We start from the raw sequence: 20,741 nt of genomic DNA, 5'->3' as shown, positions 1-20,741 counted from the left end.
ACAGCGCCAGTCGTCTACATGGCGACTTCCACCTGTCCCGGCGCGGTGATCCGCGCTTTGATGACCCGTTGTGAATTGAGGTTCTTGACCCGTATCTGCTCGCTCATGCCGCCATTGGACAAGGCTTCGCCGGGCATTTTCACGTTCAGCGTGCCGCTACGGGCAGAGATCACCACCTGATCGCCCTTGCGTACCACTTCCGCCTGTTCCAGGTGAACCAGGGTGACGAGCTGGTCGGCGACCATTGGTCGGACAAGCTTCTGCCCAATGGCCTGGTCCACTGAAGTCAGATAGCCCTGGTTGATCTGGCCGATATCGCGCTCGCGCAGCATCACGTCTTCGGGGCTGATGATGCCGGCGCGCTTGAGTGGCCGGGTGGTGGTCACCACCTCGCGGAACAGCTTGACCTGGGCGGGCACGAATACGGTCCAGGGCGAGGCGCCGTCGCAACGGACGCGAACGGTCACGCGTCCCAGCGGTTGCGCCGGGCTTTCCAGGGTCGCTGTCAATTCCTTGTCGCAGTGCGGCATGCGCAGCCGCGGGTCGAGTTGATTGACCTGGATCTCGTAGCGCCCAGGCGTTTGACTGGTGGCTAAATAGTCTTCTACGGTGAATTCAAGAAACCCCTGAGTGACGCCGATAAGTAGATCAGGCAGGGTTACCGAGTCAGCAACGGCAGGATGGCCAGGGTTTAAAAAAAACAAAGCCGACAGCCCGTACAGCAATCTGCGGTAGTTTGATGTCAGGCGTCGGGAAAATGTCGTTTTGGCGTTCATAACAGTTAAAAAGCAAGCGCCGTGCCGTTTAGCGATGAGCGCGCGTCGGAACTTAAGCTTTGGGGAGTCTGGGCATGGCTGGTGTAATGGATTCGGTGAACCAGCGCACGCAACTGGTAGGGCAGAATCGCCTTGAGCTGTTGTTGTTCCGTCTCGACGGGCAGCAGCTCTATGGGATCAACGTGTTCAAGGTTCGGGAGGTGCTGCAATGCCCCAAACTGACGTTGATGCCCAAATCCAGTCCTGTGGTGTGCGGTGTCGCGAATATTCGAGGGGCGACCATTCCGATCCTGGACCTGGCGATGGCCACCGGTTCAGGCGGGTTGCAGGATCTGAGCAACCCCTTTGTCATCATCACTGAGTACAACACCAAGACCCAGGGGTTTCTGGTGCGGTCGGTCGAGCGCATCGTCAACATGAACTGGGAGGAGATCCATCCGCCACCCAAGGGGACGGGGCGCGATCACTACCTGACGGCGGTGACGCGGGTCGACAATCAGTTGGTGGAAATCATCGACGTCGAGAAGGTGCTGGCCGAGGTCGCGCCGACGCCCGAGACCATTTCGGTCGGCGTGGTGGATGTCGAGACTCAGCACAAGGCTGTTTCACTGCGGGTACTGACGGTCGATGACTCGTCGGTGGCGCGCAAGCAGGTCACGCGTTGCTTGCAGACCGTGGGGGTCGAGGTGGTGGCCTTGAACGACGGCCGACAGGCGCTGGATTACCTGCGCAAGCTGGTCGACGAGGGCAAGAAACCTGAAGAAGAGTTTCTGATGATGATCTCCGACATCGAGATGCCGGAGATGGACGGTTACACCCTCACGGCTGAAATACGCAACGATCCACGCATGCAAAAGCTGCATATCATCCTGCATACTTCGTTGTCAGGTGTATTCAATCAGGCGATGGTGAAGAAGGTCGGTGCCGATGACTTCCTTGCCAAGTTTCGTCCTGATGACCTGGCATCCCGGGTTGTCGACCGGATCAAAGCAGCAGATAACAGCTAGGGATATCCATCCCTGGCGGTCACACGATTTAAGAGGCGGCATCATTGTCTACGGGTAATTTGGATTTCGAACAGTTCCGGGTGTTCCTGGAAAAAGCCTGTGGGATCTTGCTGGGTGAGAACAAGCAATATCTGGTGTCGAGCCGTCTCAACAAACTGATGGAACAGCAAGGCATCAAGTCCCTCGGGGAGCTGGTTCAGCGCATTCAGTCCCAGCCGCGCAGCGGTTTGCGAGAGATGGTGGTCGACGCCATGACCACCAACGAGACCCTATGGTTTCGCGATACCTATCCATTCGAGGTGTTGAAGAACAAGGTCTTGCCGGAGGCGATCAAGGCCAGCCCCAACCAGCGCTTGCGCATCTGGTCGGCGGCCTGTTCCTCGGGGCAGGAACCCTATTCGTTGTCCATGTCGATCGACGAGTTCGAGAAGACCAACATGGGGCAATTGAAGATGGGGGTGCAGATCGTTGCCACCGACCTGTCCGGGACCATGCTGAACAACTGCAAGACCGGCGAGTACGACAGCCTGGCGATCGGTCGCGGTTTGTCGGCCGATCGCTTGCAGCGCTATTTCGACCCCAAGGGGCCGGGGCGCTGGGTGGTCAAGGCGCCGATCAAGAGCCGGGTCGAGTTCCGCTCGTTCAACCTGCTGGACAGCTATGCCAGCCTGGGCAAATTCGATGTCGTGTTCTGCCGCAATGTGCTGATCTACTTCTCCGCCGAGGTGAAGAAGGACATCCTGATGCGCATTCACAGCACCCTGAAGCCGGGTGGTTACCTGTTTCTCGGCGCTTCCGAGGCGCTCAATGGATTGCCCGACCACTACCAGATGGTCCAGTGCAGCCCTGGGATCATTTACCAGGCGAAGTAAGATTGTCGTTGTTGAAAAAGAGAGGCCTTCGGGCCTCTTTTTTGTGCCTGCGATTTTGCCAGCGCAGGAGAGGCGGCAACCGCTGCATTGCCGCTTTGCTGACGTTTCGCGGAAATGCCTTGCCGCTTTTCTGGCATTGCCGCTTTGCCGCTGCCGGCAAAGCCTTGATTTACGGGCTTTTAGCACTTGGCACGCAGCTTGCTATATCCCGTTTACGAAAAATCTGGTCGAAGGTTTCCCGACATGAGCATCAGCTTCGATAAAGCGCTCGGCATTCATGAGCAGGCTCTTGGTTTTCGCGCCAAGCGTGCCGAGGTGCTGGCCAACAACATCGCCAACGCCGACACCCCGAACTACAAGGCTCGGGATCTGGACTTCTCTGCCGTGCTCGCCGAGCAGAACGAGAAAGCCAAGAACGGCACCTTTGCCCTGAACATGACCAACAGCCGGCACATCGAAGCTGAAGGTCTGGGCAGCGGCGACGAATCGCTGCTGTACCGCACACCGATGCAGCCGTCGATCGACCAGAACACCGTGGATGCCCAACTGGAACAGTCGAACTACGCCGAGAACTCGGTGAACTTCCAGGCCAGCTTCACGCTGCTCAACAGCAAATTCAAAGGGCTGGTGTCAGCCCTGCGCGGAGAGTAATCCATGTCCCTCGCCAGTGTTTTCAATATTGCCGGTAGTGGCATGAGTGCCCAGACCACTCGTTTGAACACCGTCGCCAGTAACATCGCCAACGCCGAGACAGTCTCCTCGAGCATCGACCAGACCTACCGTGCGCGCCACCCGGTGTTCGCCACCATGTTCCAGGGCGCGCAAAGCGGTGGCAGCGAGTCGCTGTTCCAGAATCAGGACGCGGCCGGTCAGGGCGTTCAGGTGCTGGGTGTGGTCGAGGACCAGAGCAACCTCGAGGCGCGTTACGAGCCTAACCATCCGGCCGCCGACGCCAAGGGGTATGTCTACTACCCCAACGTCAACGTGGTGGAAGAGATGGCCGACATGATTTCCGCCAGCCGCTCGTTCCAGACCAACGCGGAAATGATGAACACCGCCAAAACCATGATGCAGAAGGTCCTGACCCTCGGTCAGTGATAAGGGGCGACTCAGATGAGTGTTACCGATACCACCAGTGGCCTGACGCTCAAGGAGGTCCTTGCGAACTCCTCGAAGAAGACCCCGACCACCAGCAATGACGGCCTGGCGGCGGCCACCAATAGCGTCAAGGGCAAAAATGAGCTGGGCAAGGACGCGTTCCTGAAGTTGCTGGTGACCCAGCTGAAAAACCAGAACCCGCTGGACCCACAGGACAACAGCGCATTCGTTGCCCAGTTGGCGCAGTTCTCCACCCTGGAAGGGATCACCACCCTCAATACCTCGGTGAACTCCATCACTGGCAACTACAAGTCGTCCCAGGCCCTGCAGGCTTCGTCCCTGGTGGGTCGTTCGGTGATCGTCCAGACCGGTACCACTCAGGTCGACACCACCAAGAGCATGACCGGTTCGGTGACAGTGCCTACCGGAGTCAGCGGCGTCACCGTGACCATCACCGACAAGGATGGCAAAACGGTCAAGACCCTCGACCTGGGAAGCCAGAAGGCCGGCAGTACCAGCTTTGTCTGGGACGGCACCAAGACCGACGGCACCAAGGCCGATCCGGGCAATTACACCTTCAAGGCCAGCACAAAGATCGATGGCAAGGCGACCGATCTGGTCACCTACCTGCCGGCGACGGTCAACAGCGTCACCATCAGCCAGACCGGCGGTGAGCTGATGTTGAACCTTGCGGGACTGAGCAGCCCCGTGGCGCTCTCCAAAGTTCAAACCATTGGTATCTAGAGCCGACTAACACGGCACAAGGAGTGGAATATGTCTTTTAATATCGGCCTTAGCGGTCTCTATGCTGCCAACAAGCAACTGGACGTGACCGGCAACAACATCGCCAACGTGGCGACCGCCGGCTTCAAATCGTCCCGTGCCGAATTCGCCGACGTCTACTCGGCCACCAAATTGGGCACCGGTAGCAAGACCATAGGTAATGGCGTGCGCCTGGCCAACGTTTCCCAGCAGTTCGGCCAGGGCGACGTGAACAACACCGGCAACGTACTGGACATGGGTATCCAGGGTTCGGGGTTCTTCGTGCTGAGCGACAACGGCTCGCTGACCTACACCCGCGCCGGTACCTTCAAGACTGACAAGGACGGCTACATCACCAACACCGATGGCACTGCCCGCCTGCAAGGCTATGCGGTCGATGCCAATGGCAAGATCGTCAACGGCGTGCTGACCGACTTGCGTATCGACACCTCGAACCTGTCGCCGAAGGCCACCAGCTCGGTGTCCTCGACCATCAACCTGAACTCCACCGCGCCGGTCATCGACCAGAGCGTGACAGGTTTTGCCTTCGATCCGACCAAGGTGGAAACCTACACCAAGCAGTTCAGCACGCCGATCTATGACAGCCAGGGCAACGAGCACAAGCTGGACCAGTACATGGTGAAAACCGGTGCCAACACCTGGAAGACCTACACCCTGGTCGATGGTCGTAACCTCGATGGTTCCGCTCCGACCACCACCGGCGCTACGGCTCCAGTCGCATCGACCATGAATTTCGACTCCGCCGGCAAACTGGTTTCGGTCATCACTCCGCCTGCCACTACGCCTAATCCGGGCAACAACCTGACCCTGGCGGGTTGGGTGCCTGGCACTGTGACCAACGGTACGTGGAAGGCCAACGGTGCCAGCGCCAATCCCGGCGGCGTGACCATCTCCATGACCAGCACCACTCAGTTCAACGCCGATACCGCGCGTTCGCTGCCGGTGCAGGACGGCTACGCCACTGGCCAGATCACCAACCTGACCATCGACGGCACCGGTACCCTGTTCGCCAACTTCAGCAACAGCCAGAACAAGGCCATCGGCCAGATCTCCCTGGCCAGCTTCACCAACGAACAAGGCTTGCAGCCGGTAGGCGGCACCAGCTGGAGAGAAACCTACGCTTCGGGCGTACCGGGTTACGATGCTCCACAAACCGGTACCCTGGGTTCGATCGTGTCCAACTCCCTGGAAGAGTCGAACGTCAACCTGACCAACGAGCTGGTGGACCTGATCAAGGCCCAGAGCAACTACCAGGCGAACGCCAAGACCATCTCCACCCAGAGCACCATCATGCAGACCATTATTCAGATGACCTGATAATGGCTGGCTGACAGCGCTCGAAAAAAGCCCCTCACCGCAGGGGCTTTTTTGTGCCTGCAAGATTCATCCACCGTGGCCTGCTTCTGTAGGAGCGAAGCTTGCTCGCGATGAGGGATATGGCATGCGGAGGAGGTGTATCGGTCCTGCTGCGGCTGCCTGGCCCGCAGGGCTGTATTCGGCGGGTTCATTCCCGCGAAGCTGGCGATGGGGGCTTCTGGCAAATCGCGTGCAGCAAGTTGTGGGAGGGCTTCGTCCTCGAGTGCCGTCCGGCGCTGTGGCTTTTCCCAGGCAAAAGAAAACCCCCGGCAGGCCAGGGGCCTGTCGGGGGTTCGGATAAGCGCCGACAGGCGCCTATCGGCTCAGCTTATTGGCAAGCTTCGCAATCCGGCTCGTCGATGGCGCAAGCCTTCGGCACTGGAGCTGGACCGGCTGGAGCCGCCAGGACCGAGTCGTCTCCGTGGTTGCCGCCGCTGGAAACAGCGTTCAGCTTGCCGGTGTTGATGGTCGACTTCTCGGTGCTGGTCGCGGCCAGGGCACGGAGGTAGTAAGTGGTTTTCAGACCACGGTACCAAGCCATGCGGTAGGTCACGTCGAGCTTCTTGCCCGAAGCACCGGCGATGTAGAGGTTCAGCGACTGAGCCTGGTCGATCCACTTCTGGCGACGGCTGGCGGCGTCGACGATCCACTTGGTTTCCACTTCGAAGGCCGTCGCGTAGAGCTCCTTGAGTTCTTGCGGGATACGCTCGATCTGCTGCACGGAACCGTCGTAGTACTTCAGGTCGTTGATCATGACCGAGTCCCACAGGCCACGAGCCTTGAGGTCGCGAACCAGGTACGGGTTGATCACGGTGAATTCGCCCGACAGGTTCGATTTCACATACAGGTTCTGGTAGGTCGGTTCGATCGACTGCGACACGCCGGTGATGTTGGCGATGGTTGCGGTCGGCGCGATGGCCATGATGTTGGAGTTACGAATACCTTTCTGTACACGGGCGCGCACTGGTGCCCAGTCCAGGGTTTCGTTCAGGTCGACATCGATGTACTTCTGGCCACGGGACTCGATCAGGATCTGTTGCGAATCCAGCGGCAGGATGCCTTTGGACCACAGCGAACCCTGGAACGTCTCGTAGGCGCCACGCTCGTCGGCCAGGTCGCAGGACGCCTGGATCGCGTAGAAGCTCACCGCTTCCATGGACTTGTCGGCGAAGTCGACAGCGGCATCGGAACCGTAAGGGATGTGCTGCAGGTACAGCGCGTCCTGGAAGCCCATGATCCCCAGTCCGACCGGACGGTGCTTGAAGTTGGAGTTCTTCGCCTGCGGTACCGAGTAGTAGTTGATGTCGATCACGTTATCGAGCATGCGTACCGCGGTGTTCACGGTGCGTTGCAGCTTGGCGGTGTCCAGCTTGCCGTCGACGATGTGGTTCGGCAGGTTGATCGAGCCCAGGTTGCAAACGGCGATCTCGTCCTTGTTGGTGTTCAAGGTGATCTCGGTGCACAGGTTCGAACTGTGGACCACACCCACGTGCTGCTGTGGGCTGCGCAGGTTGCACGGGTCCTTGAAGGTCAGCCAAGGGTGGCCGGTTTCGAACAGCATGGACAGCATCTTGCGCCACAGGTCTTTGGCCTGGATGGTCTTGAACAGCTTGATCTTGCCGTATTCGCACAGGGCTTCGTAGTACTCGTAGCGCTCTTCGAAGGCCTTGCCGGTCAGGTCGTGCAGGTCCGGCACTTCCGATGGCGAGAACAGGGTCCACTTGCCGTCGTCGAAGACGCGCTTCATGAACAGGTCAGGGATCCAGTTGGCGGTGTTCATGTCGTGGGTACGACGACGATCGTCACCGGTGTTCTTGCGCAGCTCGATGAACTCTTCGATGTCCATGTGCCAGGTTTCCAGGTAGGCACACACAGCGCCTTTGCGCTTGCCACCCTGGTTCACGGCTACCGCGGTGTCGTTCACCACTTTCAGGAACGGCACGACGCCCTGGGACTTGCCGTTGGTGCCCTTGATGTAGGAGCCCAGCGCACGCACTGGAGTCCAGTCGTTGCCCAGGCCACCGGCGAATTTCGACAGCATGGCGTTGTCGTGGATGGCGCCGTAGATGCCCGACAGGTCGTCCGGCACGGTGGTCAGGTAGCAGCTCGACAGCTGTGGACGCAGGGTGCCGGCGTTGAACAGGGTCGGAGTCGAAGCCATGTAGTCGAAGGACGACAACAGGTTGTAGAACTCGATGGCACGGTCTTCGCGTTGTTTTTCTTCGATTGCCAGGCCCATGGCCACGCGCATGAAGAAGACCTGTGGCAGTTCGAAGCGCACGCCATCCTTGTGGATAAAGTAACGGTCGTACAGGGTCTGCAGGCCCAGGTAGGTGAACTGCTGGTCGCGCTCGTGGTTGATCGCCTTGCCGAGTTTCTCCAGGTCGAATTCGGCCAGCACCGGGTTCAGCAGTTCGAACTCGATACCTTTGGCGACATAGGCCGGCAGTGCCTTGGCGTACAGGTCGGCCATCTCGTGGTGAGTGGCGCTCTCGGCCACTTCCAGGAAGCTCAGGCCTTCGGCGCGCAGGGTGTCCATCAGCAGGCGGGCAGTCACGAACGAGTAATTCGGCTCGCGCTCTACCAGGGTGCGCGCGGTCATCACCAGGGCGGTGTTGACGTCCTTGAGCGCTACGCCGTCGTAGAGGTTTTTCAGGGTTTCGCGCTGGATCAGGTCGCCGTCGACTTCTTCCAGGCCTTCGCAGGCTTCGGTGACGATGGTGTTCAGGCGGCCCATGTCCAGAGGCGCGAAGCTGCCGTCGGTACGGGTGATACGGATCGACGGGTGAGCCTGCACCGGCTCTTCGCCTGGGGTGCGGGTGGCGCGCTCTTTGGCGCGTGAGTCACGGTAGATCACGTAGTCGCGGGCAACTTTCTGCTCGCCGGCGCGCATCAGGGCCAGTTCGACCTGGTCCTGGATCTCTTCGATATGGATGGTGCCGCCCGAAGGCATGCGACGCTTGAAGGTGGCGGTGACCTGCTCGGTCAGGCGAGCGACGGTGTCGTGGATTCGCGACGAAGCGGCAGCGGTGCCGCCTTCAACTGCGAGAAACGCTTTGGTGATGGCGACGGTGATTTTGTCATCGGTGTAAGGAACGACAGTGCCGTTACGCTTGATCACTCGCAGTTGGCCAGGCGCGGTGGCAGACAGATCCAGGTTGGAATCGGCAGCCTGCGGCGCTTTGGCCTGCGGGTTCTCGCGAGTTGTGTCGGTTTGCATGGGTGTCTCCACGTTCTCTATGTTTGTTTGGGCACCCTTTGGGTGCCCACCGTTCCGTCCTGAAGCACTACAACCGGCGCACGCCGGGCATAACGACTTCGGGACAGTTCAGGAAGGGGGGCTGTTGGCGCCGCTTCCATGCCGAAGTCATAGGTCGCGAGCCAGTGGCTCGTGACCGTATTCCTGATGGGTGACAGTCATGTACTGCAACACCCGTACCGTTTTCCTCGCCGTGGGCTGGAAAACCGCAGCCATCCGCACGCGCGGTTTGGCTTCTGAAAATCCGATTGGTTCCACCAAACGAGTGCAAGAAAAGCGCTTGAGTTTCTTGTCTGATTTGTGTTTGGTTTTTGGCCTGAAACCCTAGATGTAGGGTTTTTTTGCAGCCGAGCTACAAGATAATGCGTTTTTGGGGGTGATTGCAACGTACAGCCTGTGGATAAGGTTGTGCGTAAATTGTGTATGAAGCAGGTAAACCTCACGCAGGCCGCAGCAGGGCTGGATCCTACCGTTTGTCACTGTTTTTTACCCTGCAAAACTGCCCGGGGCGGATTTTTGCGGGCGCGAACCCTATCACAAAAAAACGCCTTTACCGAGCGCATTCAGCGCCTTGTGTTCACGGCCTTTGCCGTTGCTACAATCGGGCCTTCCAGACATTGTTTTATCCATCTCACATTACAAAAAGACGGGCGGATTCTTCCTGAGCCCGTATCTGGCAAGCAGAGGTCACCGTGGAGCAAGAAGCGTGGCAGATATTGATCGTCGAGGACGATCAGCGACTGGCCGAGTTGACCTGTGAATATCTGCAGAGCAATGGATTGCGTGTCGCCATCGAAGGCAACGGCGCCCTGGCCGCGGCGCGGATCATTGCCGAACAACCCGATCTGGTGATCCTCGACCTGATGCTGCCCGGCGAGGATGGCCTGAGCATTTGCCGCAAGGTCCGCGATCGCTACGACGGGCCGATCCTGATGCTGACCGCGCGCACCGACGACATGGACCAGATACTGGGGCTGGACACCGGTGCCGACGATTACGTGTGCAAGCCGGTCCGTCCGCGCCTGTTGCTGGCCAGGATCCAGGCCCTGCTGCGGCGCAGCGAACCCGTGGAAAGCAGCGCGCCGGAGAAATCCCGGCGCCTGCAATTCGGCCCGCTGGTGGTGGACAGCGCCTTGCGCGAGGCCTGGCTGCACGACGCCGGGATCGAGTTGACCAGCGCCGAGTTCGACCTGCTCTGGCTGCTGGTGACCAACGCCGGGCGCATTCTGTCCCGCGAGGAAATCTTCACCGCCCTGCGCGGCATCGGCTATGACGGCCAGGACCGCTCCATCGATGTGCGCATTTCGCGGATCCGTCCGAAAATCGGCGACGACCCGGAACACCCGCGGCTGATCAAGACCATCCGCAGCAAGGGGTATCTGTTCGTCCCCGAAGCCGCTGCCGACCTGTCGCCGTGAACTCCATATTCCTGCGCATCTACGGCGGCATGTGCGCCGCGCTGATTCTGGTGGCGCTGTTGGGCGTACTGGCGCTGCACCTGCTCAACCAGGTGCGTAGCGAGCAATACCGCGAGCGCCTGGCCCACGGTACGTTCTCGCTGATGGCCGACAACCTGCAACCCATGAGCGAGATCGAGCGCCGCCGCGCCCTGGCGGTGTGGGAACGCCTGTTGGGCATCCCGCTGACCCTGCAGACCTTCACCCAGACCGGCCTCGACCTCGGGCAGCGCAACCGCGTTTTGCGCGGCCAGGCCCTGGTGGAGCAGACCGGGCCTTATGCGGCACGGGTCTACCGTCTGGTCAGCGAGCCTGAGCAATTGTTGCTGACCGGTGAAGTGCAGCAGATCAGCGAACAACTGGCGCGGGCGACTATCTATCTGCTGGCCGACGAGCTGGTGCGCTTTCCGGTGGCCGAGCAGCCGGAACGCCTGGCGGCACTGAAAAAGAACAAAGGCTTTGGCTTCGACATGCACCTGGTCACCCAGGACGACGCGGACATGGACGAGGACCAGCGTCGCCGGGTTGCCGAGGGCGATACGGTGATGGCGCTGGGCAAGGGCGGCGATTCGATCCGCGTGTTCGCAGGGATGGTGGGCACGCCCTGGGTGCTGGAAATCGGCCCGCTGTACCAGATGAATCCCTACCCGCCGCAATGGCTGGTGTTGATCGCGGTGCTGGGCCTGAGCCTGATCGGCCTGATCGTCTATTTATTGGTACGCCAGCTGGAGCGGCGCTTGCGTGGCCTGGAATCGGCGGCCACGCGCATTGCCAAGGGCAGCCTGGAAGCCCGGGTGCCGGCCGGTGGCGCCGACTCCGTGGGACGGTTGGCGGCGGCCTTCAACGGCATGGCCGAGCATTTGCAGCGCTTGCTGGCGATCCAGCGCGAGCTGGTGCGCGCGGTGTCCCACGAGTTGCGCACGCCAGTGGCGCGCCTGCGCTTTGGCCTGGAGATGATTGGCTCGGCGACCACCCCGCAGGCCCGGGACAAGTACATGGAGGGCATGGACAACGATATCCAGGACCTCGACCGGCTGGTGGACGAAATGCTCACCTATGCGCGGCTGGAGCAGGGTTCGCCAGCGCTGAACTTCCAGCGCATCGACCTGGACGCGCTGATCAACCAGGTGATCAGCGAGCTGGCGCCGTTGCGGGCGCAGGTCAAGGTGCAGCGTGGTTCGTGCCTGTCCGCGGCGGATTGCGATGGCGCCTGGGTCGAGGCCGAGCCGCGCTACCTGCATCGGGCGTTGCAGAACCTGGTGAGCAACGCCATGCGCCACGCCGAGTCGCAGGTGCTGGTCAGTTACCAGGTGGGGCAGATGCGTTGCCGGGTCGATGTCGAGGACGATGGTCCAGGGGTTCCGGAAAGCGCCTGGGAGCGGATCTTCACCCCGTTCCTGCGCCTGGATGACAGCCGTACCCGCGCTTCGGGTGGGCACGGCCTGGGGTTGTCGATCGTGCGGCGGATCATTCACTGGCACGACGGCCGGGCATTGATCAGCAGGAGCAAGACCCTCGGTGGCGCCTGCTTCAGCCTGAGCTGGCCACGGCATCAGGATAAAGGTTGAAGGCTTGCGCTCAGGTTCGTCCGGGCATCAAGCCCGGATACTGACCAGGCTCAGCAGTTGCCCGTCCTGCAGGGCGAATTGCGCGTCCAGTTCACTGCCATTGCGCCATTCGCTGGACAGGTCCGTCAGCAGGCGCAGGCGGACCTGGCCGCTGGCCGTCCACTCCAGCACTTCGGCGTGTTCGAAGTAGAAGCGTTGCCGGACGATCGGGTACAGCGCCTTGAACAGGCTTTCCTTCACCGAAAAGGTCAGGGTGACCCAGAGCGCCAGTTGTTCCCGCGGGGCGGCGGCCATGCGCTGCATTTCGGCCGGGATGAGGATTTCCCCCGCCAGGCGTTCCGCCCGTTCGCTGTTGAGCAGGTTCTCCAGGTCCATGCCCAGCCCGCGCCAATGCTCCTTGCGCGCGACAATCGCCGCGGCACGCCCGGTGCTGTGGGTGATCGAGCCGCTGATGTGCGTCGGCCAGATCGGCGCCCGGTCCTCGCCGATCGGCGGAATGCAGTCCAGGCCGTCCAGGCGTTGCAGGGCGGCGCGGGCGCAGAAACGCCCGGCGAGAAACTCGGCCTGCCGTTTCGCCACCGAACGTTGAATGCTCGCGGGCGGCTCGATGGCGCTGAGCTGGAAGTCGTTGCTGGCCAGGCGCGAGGCATCGAAATGGGTGCCGAGCAGGACGGTGTCCGGCAGGGCGTCGGGCAGCGGCCACTGGTCGTCGAGTGGGGTGCAGCAGGCGGGGAGGGTGGGGATGCGATTCATGCCAGGCATTTTGCCGGGTTGTAAGGCTGGAGGGTAGCCTGGCAAGCACCGGCCTCGATGCCGCCGCCCCGGGAATTGAGACCTCGGGGCGGTCGACGCGGGGTCAGCCGAACAGCTTTTTGAAGAACTCTCGCATGTCCGCCCATGAGCGTTCATCGGCGGCCTTGCTGTAGCCGATGTCCAGCCCGCCATGTTCGCCGTGGCTCATGCGGTCGGCATCCGGATTGCTGAAGCTGTGCTTGGCGCCCTCGAGGTTGACGAACCGGTAGTCGGCGCCGGCCTTGTCCATTTCTGCCTTGAAGGCGCTGACGTTATCGGCGGTGACCATGCTGTCGAGGGCGCCGTGCTCCACCAGGATTTTCGCCTTGACGTTGCCGGGAGTGGCCGGGGTGCTGGTGACCAGGGCGCCATGGAAACTCACCACACCGAGCAGGGGCAGGCCCTGGCGCGCTGCGTCCAGCACCACCTTGCCGCCGAAGCAGTAGCCGATCGCGGCCAGCTTGGCCGGGTCGGTCTGTGGTTGTTTCTTCAGCAGGTCGAGCCCGGCCTTGAAGCGCGCGCTGGCGGCGGCACTGTCTTTCGAGGCGGCCTGCATGAAGGCCATGGCGTCTTTCGGGTGCTCGGTGTTCTTGCCGTCGCCGTACATATCGATGGCCAGGGCGCTGTAGCCCAAGGCCGCGAGATCCCGGGCCCGGCGTTTGGCGTAGTCGTTCAGGCCCCACCATTCATGCACCACCACGACGCCGGGACGTGGCCCTTGCAGGCTGTCGTCATAGGCGTAGTAGCCGATGAGCCGGGTACCGTCGGGGCTCTGGTAGGGGATTTCCTGGGTCTTGATGGCTGCCTGGCTCAAGCCGCAGAAAGCCAACAACAAGCAAGCGAAAAGCGCGCGCATGGTCCGTTCTCCTTTTAAAAGACTGCCCAACAGCCTAGTCGATTTGATTCAGCCGAGGTTCAGAGTGTGTTCAGGGGGAGTTCAGGGCGGGGTCGGTAGTCTGGCTCCCGTACCCAAAAACACATAGCGAATGAGGAAACACCCATGACTACTTTCAAGAAGATGATCCTGGCCTTCACTGTTCTCGGCGCCAGCGCTGTCGTCCAGGCCGCCGACAGCAACTTCGCCAGCCTTACCTATGGCCAGACCAGCGACAAGGTCAAGAAGTCCAGCCTGCTCAACAGCAACCTGAACAACCCGAACGCCGACGGTGTGATCGGCAAGGACAATACCTGGGGCGTGCGCCTGGGTCAGCAGAATGACCAGCACCGCTACTACGCCACCTACGACAATGTCTCCGGCTCGCACAATGGCATTAAACTGCGCCAGGAAAACCTGCTCGGCAGCTACGATGTGTTCCTGCCGGTGACCAGCAGCACCAAGCTGTTCGGCGGCGGTACCGCGGGCCTGACCAAGCTGACCCAGGATTCCCCAGGTTTCAGCCGCGACAGCGATATCGGTTATGCCGTCGGCGTGCAGGCCGGTGTCCTGCAGCAGGTTTCACAGAACACTTCGGTCGAACTGGGTTACCGTTACCTGCGCAGCAATGCCAGCACCGAGATGAGCGAGCGCAGTGGCAGCAAGCAGGGTTCGCTGAGCCTGACCAGCAGCGCCCAGACCTACCTGTCGGCCAACTACGCTTTCTAAAATATTGTCCTGGTTCTGAGCGCGCCGGATCTGCCAAGGCAAGATCCGGCGTTGCCATATATACGATCAGGGCGCCTGAGCGCCCTTGGAGATGTCGAATTTTGCTTGGGAGAGCTGCATGAAACTGCTCGTCGTTGAAGATGAGGCGCTGCTGCGCCATCACTTGCAAACCCGCCTCACGGACAGCGGCCATGTGGTCGAGTCCGTGGCCAATGCCGAGGAGGCGCTGTATCAGACCGAGCAGTTCAACCATGATCTGGCGGTGATCGACCTGGGCCTGCCGGGCATGGGCGGGCTGGACCTGATCCGCCAGCTGCGCTCGCGGGGCAAGGCGTTTCCGATCCTGATCCTGACGGCACGCGGCAACTGGCAGGACAAGGTCGAAGGGCTGGCCGCCGGCGCCGACGACTATGTGGTCAAGCCCTTCCAGTTCGAGGAGCTGGACGCACGCCTGAATGCGCTGCTGCGCCGCTCCAGCGGGTTCACCCAGTCGACTATCATCGCCGGCCCGCTGCTGCTCGACCTCAATCGCAAGCAGGCTTCGCTTGACGAACAGCCGCTGGCGCTGACCGCCTACGAGTACCGGATTCTCGAGTACCTCATGCGCCACCATCAGCAGGTGGTGGCCAAGGATCGGCTGATGGAGCAGCTGTACCCGGACGATGACGAGCGCGATCCGAACGTGATCGAAGTGCTGGTCGGCCGCCTGCGGCGCAAGCTGGAAGGGCCGTCGGGCTTCAAGCCCATCGATACCGTGCGTGGCCTGGGTTACCTGTTCAACGAGCGCTGCCGATGATCCGATCGTTACGCCTGCGCCTGATGCTGGCGGCCACGACGCTGGCGGTGCTGTTCATGCTGGCGTTGTTGCCGGCCATGCAAGGCGCGTTCAGCCTGGCGCTGCAGGATTCCATCGAGCAGCGCCTGGCCTCCGACGTGACCACGCTGATCTCGGCGGCCCGGGTCGAGAACAATCACCTGCAAATGCCGGCGCAACTGCCGGACGAGCGCTTCAATCTGACCGACAGCCGTCTCCTGGGTTACATCTACGACCGGGAGGGGCGGCTGGTCTGGCGCTCCAAGGCGACCCAGGAAGAGAACATCAACTACAAGCCGCGGTATGACGGGCGCGGCAACGAGTTCGCGCGTATCCGCGAGGTCAACGGCCAGGAGTTTTTCGTCTACGACGTCGAGGTCAAGCTGCTGGGCGGTAAAAGCGCGGCGTTCAGCATCGTCGCCTTGCAGCCGGTGCGTGAGTACCAGTTGACCCTGGAAGGGGTGCGGGAAAACCTCTACCTCGGGTTCGGCGCCGCGTTGCTGGTGCTCCTGGCGCTGCTCTGGCTCGGCCTGACCTGGGGCCTGCAGGCATTGCGCCGGCTGAGCCAGGAGCTGGACGAAATCGAGAGCGGCACCCGGCAAAGCCTCAGCGAAGAACATCCACGCGAACTGCTGCGCCTGACCGGCTCGTTGAACCGCCTGCTGCACAGCGAGCGCGAGCAACGCAGCCGTTATCGCGATTCCCTGGATGACCTGGCCCACAGCCTGAAGACCCCGCTGACGGTGTTGCAAGGGGTCAGCGAGGACATGGCCCTGCGTCCTCAAGACCGCGAACAGGCCTGGGTGCTGCAGACCCAGATCGAACGCATGAGCCAGCAGATCAGCTACCAGCTGCAGCGCGCCAGCCTGCGCAAGAGTGGCCTGGTGCGCCACCAGGTGCGTTTGCGTCCGGTGCTGAAAAGCCTGTGCGACACCCTGGACAAGGTCTATCGCGACAAACAGGTGCGGGTTTCGTTCGATCTGCCGGAGCGCTGCTATGTGCCGATCGAGCATGGTGCCTTGCTCGAATTGCTGGGCAACCTGCTGGAGAACGCCTACCGCCTGTGCCTGAGCGAGGTGCGTATCAGTGTCCGCCAAGACCTCCACGGCGCGCAGTTGTGTGTCGAGGACGATGGGCCGGGCGTGCCGCCGGACCAGCGGGCGCGGATTCTCCAGCGCGGCGAACGGCTGGATCGCCAGCATCCGGGGCAGGGGATCGGCCTGGCGGTGGTCAAGGACATCATCGACAGCTACGGCGCGCAACTGACCCTTGGCGATTCCACCCTGGGCGGGGCGGCGTTCCGCATTCACTTCCCGGCGATTTGATCGGCGCGCTCAGGTTTCCTGGGCGCGGTAGGCGCCCGGGGTCAGCCCGGTCCACTTCTTGAACGCGCGGTGAAAGGCCGATGGCTCGGAAAAGCCGGTCTGCTCGGCGATCTGTTGCAACGACAGGTCGGCCCGACGCAGGTGGTAGATGGCGATATCGCGCCGCAACTGATCCTTCAACTCCTGAAAACTCGTGCCTTCTTCGCGCAAGTGCCGGCGCAGGGTCTGCGGGCTGATGTGCAGGTGCTGGGCGATGCTTTCCAGGTCCGGCCAATGGTTGCTGTCGCGGCTGAGCAGGCGGCGCAGCTGGCTGCTCAGGCTGTCGCCGTCGTCCGGGCGGGCCAGCAGGTCGGCGGGGGAGCGTTCAAGGAAGTGCTTGAGGGTTCGTTCGTCCTGCAGCAGCGGCATGCTCAGGTAGCGACTGTGGAACAGCAGGCTGCTGCAGCCGCGGGAAAACACCAGGGGGCAGGGGAACAGCAGGTCGTATTCGTTGCCGTGCTCGGGTTTCGGGTAGCTGAAACAGGCCTGCTCGAGGCGGATGCGCTGGCCGATCAACCAACTGCCGAGGCGATGCCAGATCACCAGCAGGCTCTCGCTGAGGAAGTGGTCCGGGTCCCACAGCGCGGCGTCGTCCAGGCTCAGGCGGGTCATGTCCCCTTCGCGCGTCAGGCTCAGGCGCGGTGCCTGGGGGAACAGGCTATAGAACAGCAGGCCGCGCTGCAGGGCCTTCTCCAGGTTGCTGCAGTGGATCAGGGCGTGACACATCATAGCGAAGGTGCCGCGCTTGCTCGGGCCGTCGCCGAACCCCAGATACTCGTCGTCCAGGACTTGCCAGAGCTGTTGCAGCAGGCTGGCGAACTGCTCGGGGGCGATACGGGCCTTGGGTTCGTTGAGCAGTTCGAGGCTGATGCCCAGGGTCTGCAGCAGCTCCGAATAGTCGTAGCCCCGCCGACGCGCCCCGCCCAGGGCGGCGCGGGCGAAATGACTGGCGATGGTGCGTTCGCGCATGAAGGTTGATCCGTCCATTAAGTGGCGGATGTTAACAGCCGACAACGACTGGGCAAGGCGGATATCCGCCAAATTGTAGGACGAGCGTCGGGCGATGGGCGGAAATCCGCCACTTCATGTAGGGGCAGGGAGAGCGAAGGCGAGCGCAAACCCTGATGTCCAAAGGCTTTCAGGGTTTTTTGGCAAGCTGGCACGGGCTTTGCGATAGCGAGCAAGGAGAAGGGAGCAGCGAAAGGTGTTCCCCGCAGCTCTACACAACAAATCCCTCCAGTGCAGGAGGGTTCGCACTTTAGGCGTCGTGTGCATCGATGGATGGTGTGCAACGGTGCTCTTGAGGAACTTTGCAATGACGACTCGTCAGCCACTGTACAAATCCCTGTATTTCCAGGTGATCGTTGCCATCGCCATCGGCATCCTGCTCGGTCACTTCTACCCGCAGACCGGTGTGGCCCTCAAGCCCCTGGGTGACGGGTTCATCAAACTGATCAAGATGGTCATCGCGCCCATCATCTTCTGTACGGTCGTCAGCGGTATCGCGGGCATGCAGAACATGAAATCGGTGGGCAAGACCGGTGGCTACGCGCTGCTGTACTTCGAAATCGTTTCGACCATCGCCCTGCTGATCGGCCTGGTCGTGGTCAACGTGGTGCAGCCGGGCAACGGCATGCACATCGACGTGTCCACTCTGGATGCCTCGAAAGTGGCGGCCTACGTCACCGCCGGCAAGGACCAGAGCATCGTCGGCTTCATCCTCAACGTCATTCCGAACACCATCGTCGGCGCCTTCGCCAACGGCGACATCCTGCAAGTGCTGATGTTCTCGGTGATCTTCGGTTTCGCCCTGCACCGCCTGGGTGCCTATGGCAAGCCGGTGCTGGACTTCATCGATCGTTTCGCCCATGTGATGTTCAACATCATCAACATGATCATGAAGCTCGCGCCGATCGGTGCGCTGGGCGCCATGGCCTTCACCATCGGCGCCTATGGCGTGGGTTCGCTGGTGCAGCTGGGCCAGCTGATGATCTGCTTCTACATCACCTGCGTGCTGTTCGTGCTGGTGGTGCTGGGCGCCATCTGCCGCGCCCACGGTTTCAGCGTGCTGAAGCTGATCCGCTACATCCGTGAAGAACTGCTGATCGTGCTGGGTACTTCCTCCTCGGAATCGGCCCTGCCACGCATGCTGATCAAGATGGAACGCCTGGGCGCGAAGAAATCGGTAGTGGGCCTGGTGATCCCGACCGGTTACTCCTTTAACCTCGACGGTACTTCGATCTACCTGACCATGGCGGCCGTGTTCATTGCCCAGGCGACCGACACCCACATGGACATCACTCACCAGATCACCCTGCTGCTGGTGCTGCTGCTGTCCTCCAAAGGCGCCGCAGGCGTGACCGGTAGCGGCTTCATCGTGCTGGCGGCGACCCTGTCGGCCGTGGGTCACCTGCCGGTGGCCGGCCTGGCGCTGATCCTGGGTATCGACCGTTTCATGTCCGAAGCCCGTGCGCTGACCAACCTGGTGGGTAACGCGGTAGCCACCGTAGTGGTCGCCAAGTGGGTCAAGGAGCTGGACGAAGACCAGTTGCAGGCCGAGCTGGCTTCCGGTGGTCGTGCTATCAGCGACACTCGCGAAGAAGATGACCTGGGCGTTGCCGAAGGCCCAACCCCGACGTCCGTGAAGTAACTTCACCACGTCGATGAAAAACCCGCTGCGGCGGGTTTTTTCATGCCCGGGGTTTGAGCGCAACGGTCAGCCCGGGTGGCGCTTGCGGTGATTGCCGGGCCTCGAGACGCTGCCTACTCTGTGGGCAGTCAATCGGCAAGGGAGGGTACTCATGCGCGGGCCACTGGCGTCACTCAAGGTATTGGATTTCTCCACGCTGCTGCCGGGGCCATTCGCCTCCTTGCTGCTGGCGGACATGGGCGCCGAGGTGCTGCGCATCGAATCGCCGACCCGCACGGACCTGCTGCGGGTGCTGCCGCCCCACGATCAGGGCGTCTCCGCCAGCCATGCCTACCTCAATCGCAATAAGCGCAGCCTGGCGCTGGACCTCAAGCAGCCCGAGGCGCTGGAGGTGATCCGCCAACTGGTGCTGGAATACGACATCGTCCTGGAGCAGTTCCGCCCCGGGGTGATGGAGCGCCTGGGGCTGGGCTACGAGGCGCTGAAGGCGCTGAACCCGAAGCTGATCTATGTCTCGATCACCGGTTACGGCCAGACCGGCCCGTACCGGGATCGCGCCGGCCACGACATCAATTACCTGGCCCTGGCGGGCTTGGCCAGCTACACCGGGCGCAAGGACAGCGGGCCGCTGCCCCTGGGCATCCAGGCGGCGGACATCGCCGGCGGTTCGCTGCATGGGGTCATCGGCCTGCTGGCGGCGGTGATTGCCCGCCAGCACAGCGGCCTGGGGCAGCACCTGGACGTGAGCATGACCGATTGCGTGTTCAGCCTGAACGCCATGGCCGGGGCCGGCTACCTGGCGTGCGGGATCGAGCCCGCGGCGGAGCAGCAGGTGCTCAATGGCGGCAGCTTCTATGACTATTACCGCAGTCGGGATGGTCGCTGGCTGTCGGTGGGCAGCCTGGAGCCGCCGTTCATGCAGGCGCTGTGCAAGGCCCTGGGGCGTCCGGAACTGGCGGCCCAGGGGCTGTCGCCGCAGCCGGAACAACAGCAGGCGCTCAAGCAGGCCTTGCAGGTCGAGTTCGAGAAGCACGATTTTGCCGAGCTCTGCGAGTTGTTTGCTGGGGTCGACGCCTGCGTCGAACCGGTGCTGGGCCTGGCGGAGGCGGTGGCGCATCCGCAGTTGCAGGCACGGCAACTGGTCAGCCAGGTGCCGCGTGGCGATGGCAGCTACCAGGCGCAGATGGCCTGTCCGCTGAAGTTTTCCCAGGGGCTGCCGGAGCCGCAGCATATCGGGGCGGAACTGGGGGCCCATAGCGACCAGGTGCTGGCCGAGCTGGGTTACAGCGCGCAGCGCATCGCTGAGCTACGCCAGGGCCGGGTCATCCTGTAGGGCGCCAGG

At 61.9% G+C, this 20,741-nt stretch carries 19 protein-coding genes; 14 read left to right on the top strand and 5 right to left on the bottom strand.

Annotated elements, in window-relative coordinates; translation table 11 throughout:
• Nucleotides 1-14 precede the first annotated feature (14 nt).
• Nucleotides 15-776, bottom strand: a complete 762-nt coding sequence (flgA, locus tag AC3RCP_RS23980; protein ID WP_009050304.1) for a flagellar basal body P-ring formation chaperone FlgA — start codon at nt 774-776, stop codon at nt 15-17.
• Nucleotides 777-850: 74 nt separating this feature from the next.
• On the opposite strand from flgA, the gene AC3RCP_RS23975 reads away from it, so the two are divergent.
• From AC3RCP_RS23975 to flgE, 6 genes are all read left to right on the top strand, one after another.
• Entirely contained in the window at nt 851-1,783 is a 933-nt protein-coding gene (locus AC3RCP_RS23975) for a chemotaxis protein CheV (protein ID WP_007921626.1), read from the top strand.
• 44 nt (nt 1,784-1,827) lie between these two features.
• A complete protein-coding gene (gene cheR / locus AC3RCP_RS23970) occupies nt 1,828-2,655 on the top strand; it encodes a protein-glutamate O-methyltransferase CheR (protein ID WP_007921627.1) in 828 nt (275 codons plus the stop codon).
• Nucleotides 2,656-2,898: 243 nt separating this feature from the next.
• Entirely contained in the window at nt 2,899-3,306 is a 408-nt protein-coding gene (flgB, locus tag AC3RCP_RS23965) for a flagellar basal body rod protein FlgB (RefSeq protein WP_007921628.1), read from the top strand.
• Between the two features lie 3 nt (nt 3,307-3,309).
• Nucleotides 3,310-3,753 carry a flagellar basal body rod protein FlgC gene (gene flgC, locus AC3RCP_RS23960; protein ID WP_007921629.1) on the top strand — a complete coding sequence of 148 codons (444 nt, stop codon included), beginning with the start codon at nt 3,310-3,312 and terminating at the stop codon, nt 3,751-3,753.
• A 15-nt stretch (nt 3,754-3,768) separates the two neighbouring features.
• Entirely contained in the window at nt 3,769-4,497 is a 729-nt protein-coding gene (gene flgD / locus AC3RCP_RS23955) for a flagellar hook assembly protein FlgD (protein WP_007921630.1), read from the top strand.
• Between the two features lie 30 nt (nt 4,498-4,527).
• Nucleotides 4,528-5,853, top strand: a complete 1,326-nt coding sequence (flgE, locus tag AC3RCP_RS23950) for a flagellar hook protein FlgE (protein ID WP_009050299.1) — start codon at nt 4,528-4,530, stop codon at nt 5,851-5,853.
• 367 nt (nt 5,854-6,220) lie between these two features.
• Here the strand turns inward: flgE and AC3RCP_RS23945 are convergent, their stop codons facing one another.
• The gene (locus AC3RCP_RS23945; protein WP_007921632.1) at nt 6,221-9,112 is read right to left on the bottom strand and encodes a ribonucleoside-diphosphate reductase subunit alpha; all 2,892 of its coding nucleotides are present in this window, start codon (nt 9,110-9,112) and stop codon (nt 6,221-6,223) included.
• Between the two features lie 199 nt (nt 9,113-9,311).
• Between AC3RCP_RS23945 and AC3RCP_RS23940 the strand changes: the two genes are divergently transcribed.
• The 3 genes from AC3RCP_RS23940 to AC3RCP_RS23930 all read left to right on the top strand — a co-directional run bounded on the left by AC3RCP_RS23940 (nt 9,312) and on the right by AC3RCP_RS23930 (nt 12,176).
• On the top strand, nt 9,312-9,479 hold the full coding sequence (locus tag AC3RCP_RS23940) for a hypothetical protein (protein WP_155274260.1): 168 nt from the start codon (nt 9,312-9,314) through the stop codon (nt 9,477-9,479).
• A 364-nt stretch (nt 9,480-9,843) separates the two neighbouring features.
• Nucleotides 9,844-10,569, top strand: a complete 726-nt coding sequence (locus tag AC3RCP_RS23935; RefSeq protein ID WP_492570849.1) for a winged helix-turn-helix domain-containing protein — start codon at nt 9,844-9,846, stop codon at nt 10,567-10,569.
• On the top strand, nt 10,566-12,176 hold the full coding sequence (locus AC3RCP_RS23930) for an ATP-binding protein (protein WP_007931766.1): 1,611 nt from the start codon (nt 10,566-10,568) through the stop codon (nt 12,174-12,176). Before AC3RCP_RS23935 ends, AC3RCP_RS23930 begins: the two co-directional genes overlap by 4 nt.
• 27 nt (nt 12,177-12,203) lie before the next feature.
• On the opposite strand, the gene AC3RCP_RS23925 is transcribed toward AC3RCP_RS23930, so the two are convergent.
• Together AC3RCP_RS23925 and AC3RCP_RS23920 are read right to left on the bottom strand one after the other, a co-directional pair.
• The gene (locus AC3RCP_RS23925) at nt 12,204-12,929 is read right to left on the bottom strand and encodes a 4'-phosphopantetheinyl transferase family protein (RefSeq protein WP_101338806.1); all 726 of its coding nucleotides are present in this window, start codon (nt 12,927-12,929) and stop codon (nt 12,204-12,206) included.
• 103 nt (nt 12,930-13,032) lie between these two features.
• A complete protein-coding gene (locus AC3RCP_RS23920) occupies nt 13,033-13,824 on the bottom strand; it encodes a dienelactone hydrolase family protein (RefSeq protein WP_101338805.1) in 792 nt (263 codons plus the stop codon).
• A 144-nt stretch (nt 13,825-13,968) separates the two neighbouring features.
• Between AC3RCP_RS23920 and AC3RCP_RS23915 the strand changes: the two genes are divergently transcribed.
• The 3 genes from AC3RCP_RS23915 to AC3RCP_RS23905 all read left to right on the top strand — a co-directional run bounded on the left by AC3RCP_RS23915 (nt 13,969) and on the right by AC3RCP_RS23905 (nt 16,710).
• Nucleotides 13,969-14,571 carry a hypothetical protein gene (locus tag AC3RCP_RS23915; RefSeq protein WP_007931772.1) on the top strand — a complete coding sequence of 201 codons (603 nt, stop codon included), beginning with the start codon at nt 13,969-13,971 and terminating at the stop codon, nt 14,569-14,571.
• A gap of 118 nt (nt 14,572-14,689) precedes the next feature.
• Complete coding sequence (locus tag AC3RCP_RS23910; protein ID WP_007931776.1) at nt 14,690-15,367, top strand: response regulator; 678 nt, start codon at nt 14,690-14,692, stop codon at nt 15,365-15,367.
• Nucleotides 15,364-16,710 carry an ATP-binding protein gene (locus tag AC3RCP_RS23905; RefSeq protein WP_007931779.1) on the top strand — a complete coding sequence of 449 codons (1,347 nt, stop codon included), beginning with the start codon at nt 15,364-15,366 and terminating at the stop codon, nt 16,708-16,710. Before AC3RCP_RS23910 ends, AC3RCP_RS23905 begins: the two co-directional genes overlap by 4 nt.
• Nucleotides 16,711-16,719: 9 nt before the next feature.
• Here the strand turns inward: AC3RCP_RS23905 and AC3RCP_RS23900 are convergent, their stop codons facing one another.
• Entirely contained in the window at nt 16,720-17,718 is a 999-nt protein-coding gene (locus AC3RCP_RS23900) for an AraC family transcriptional regulator (protein WP_101338804.1), read from the bottom strand.
• Nucleotides 17,719-18,064: 346 nt separating this feature from the next.
• Between AC3RCP_RS23900 and AC3RCP_RS23895 the strand changes: the two genes are divergently transcribed.
• Both AC3RCP_RS23895 and AC3RCP_RS23890 read left to right on the top strand, forming a co-directional pair.
• The gene (locus AC3RCP_RS23895) at nt 18,065-19,399 is read left to right on the top strand and encodes a dicarboxylate/amino acid:cation symporter (protein ID WP_007931783.1); all 1,335 of its coding nucleotides are present in this window, start codon (nt 18,065-18,067) and stop codon (nt 19,397-19,399) included.
• Nucleotides 19,400-19,550: 151 nt separating this feature from the next.
• Entirely contained in the window at nt 19,551-20,732 is a 1,182-nt protein-coding gene (locus AC3RCP_RS23890; RefSeq protein ID WP_101338803.1) for a CaiB/BaiF CoA transferase family protein, read from the top strand.
• The last annotated feature ends 9 nt before the right edge of the window (nt 20,733-20,741 follow it).

This window comes from Pseudomonas sp. GW822-FHT05A08, from assembly GCF_058800485.1.
Note: the sequence above shows the minus strand (reverse complement) of the source record. Positions and strands in the feature narration are given on the sequence as shown.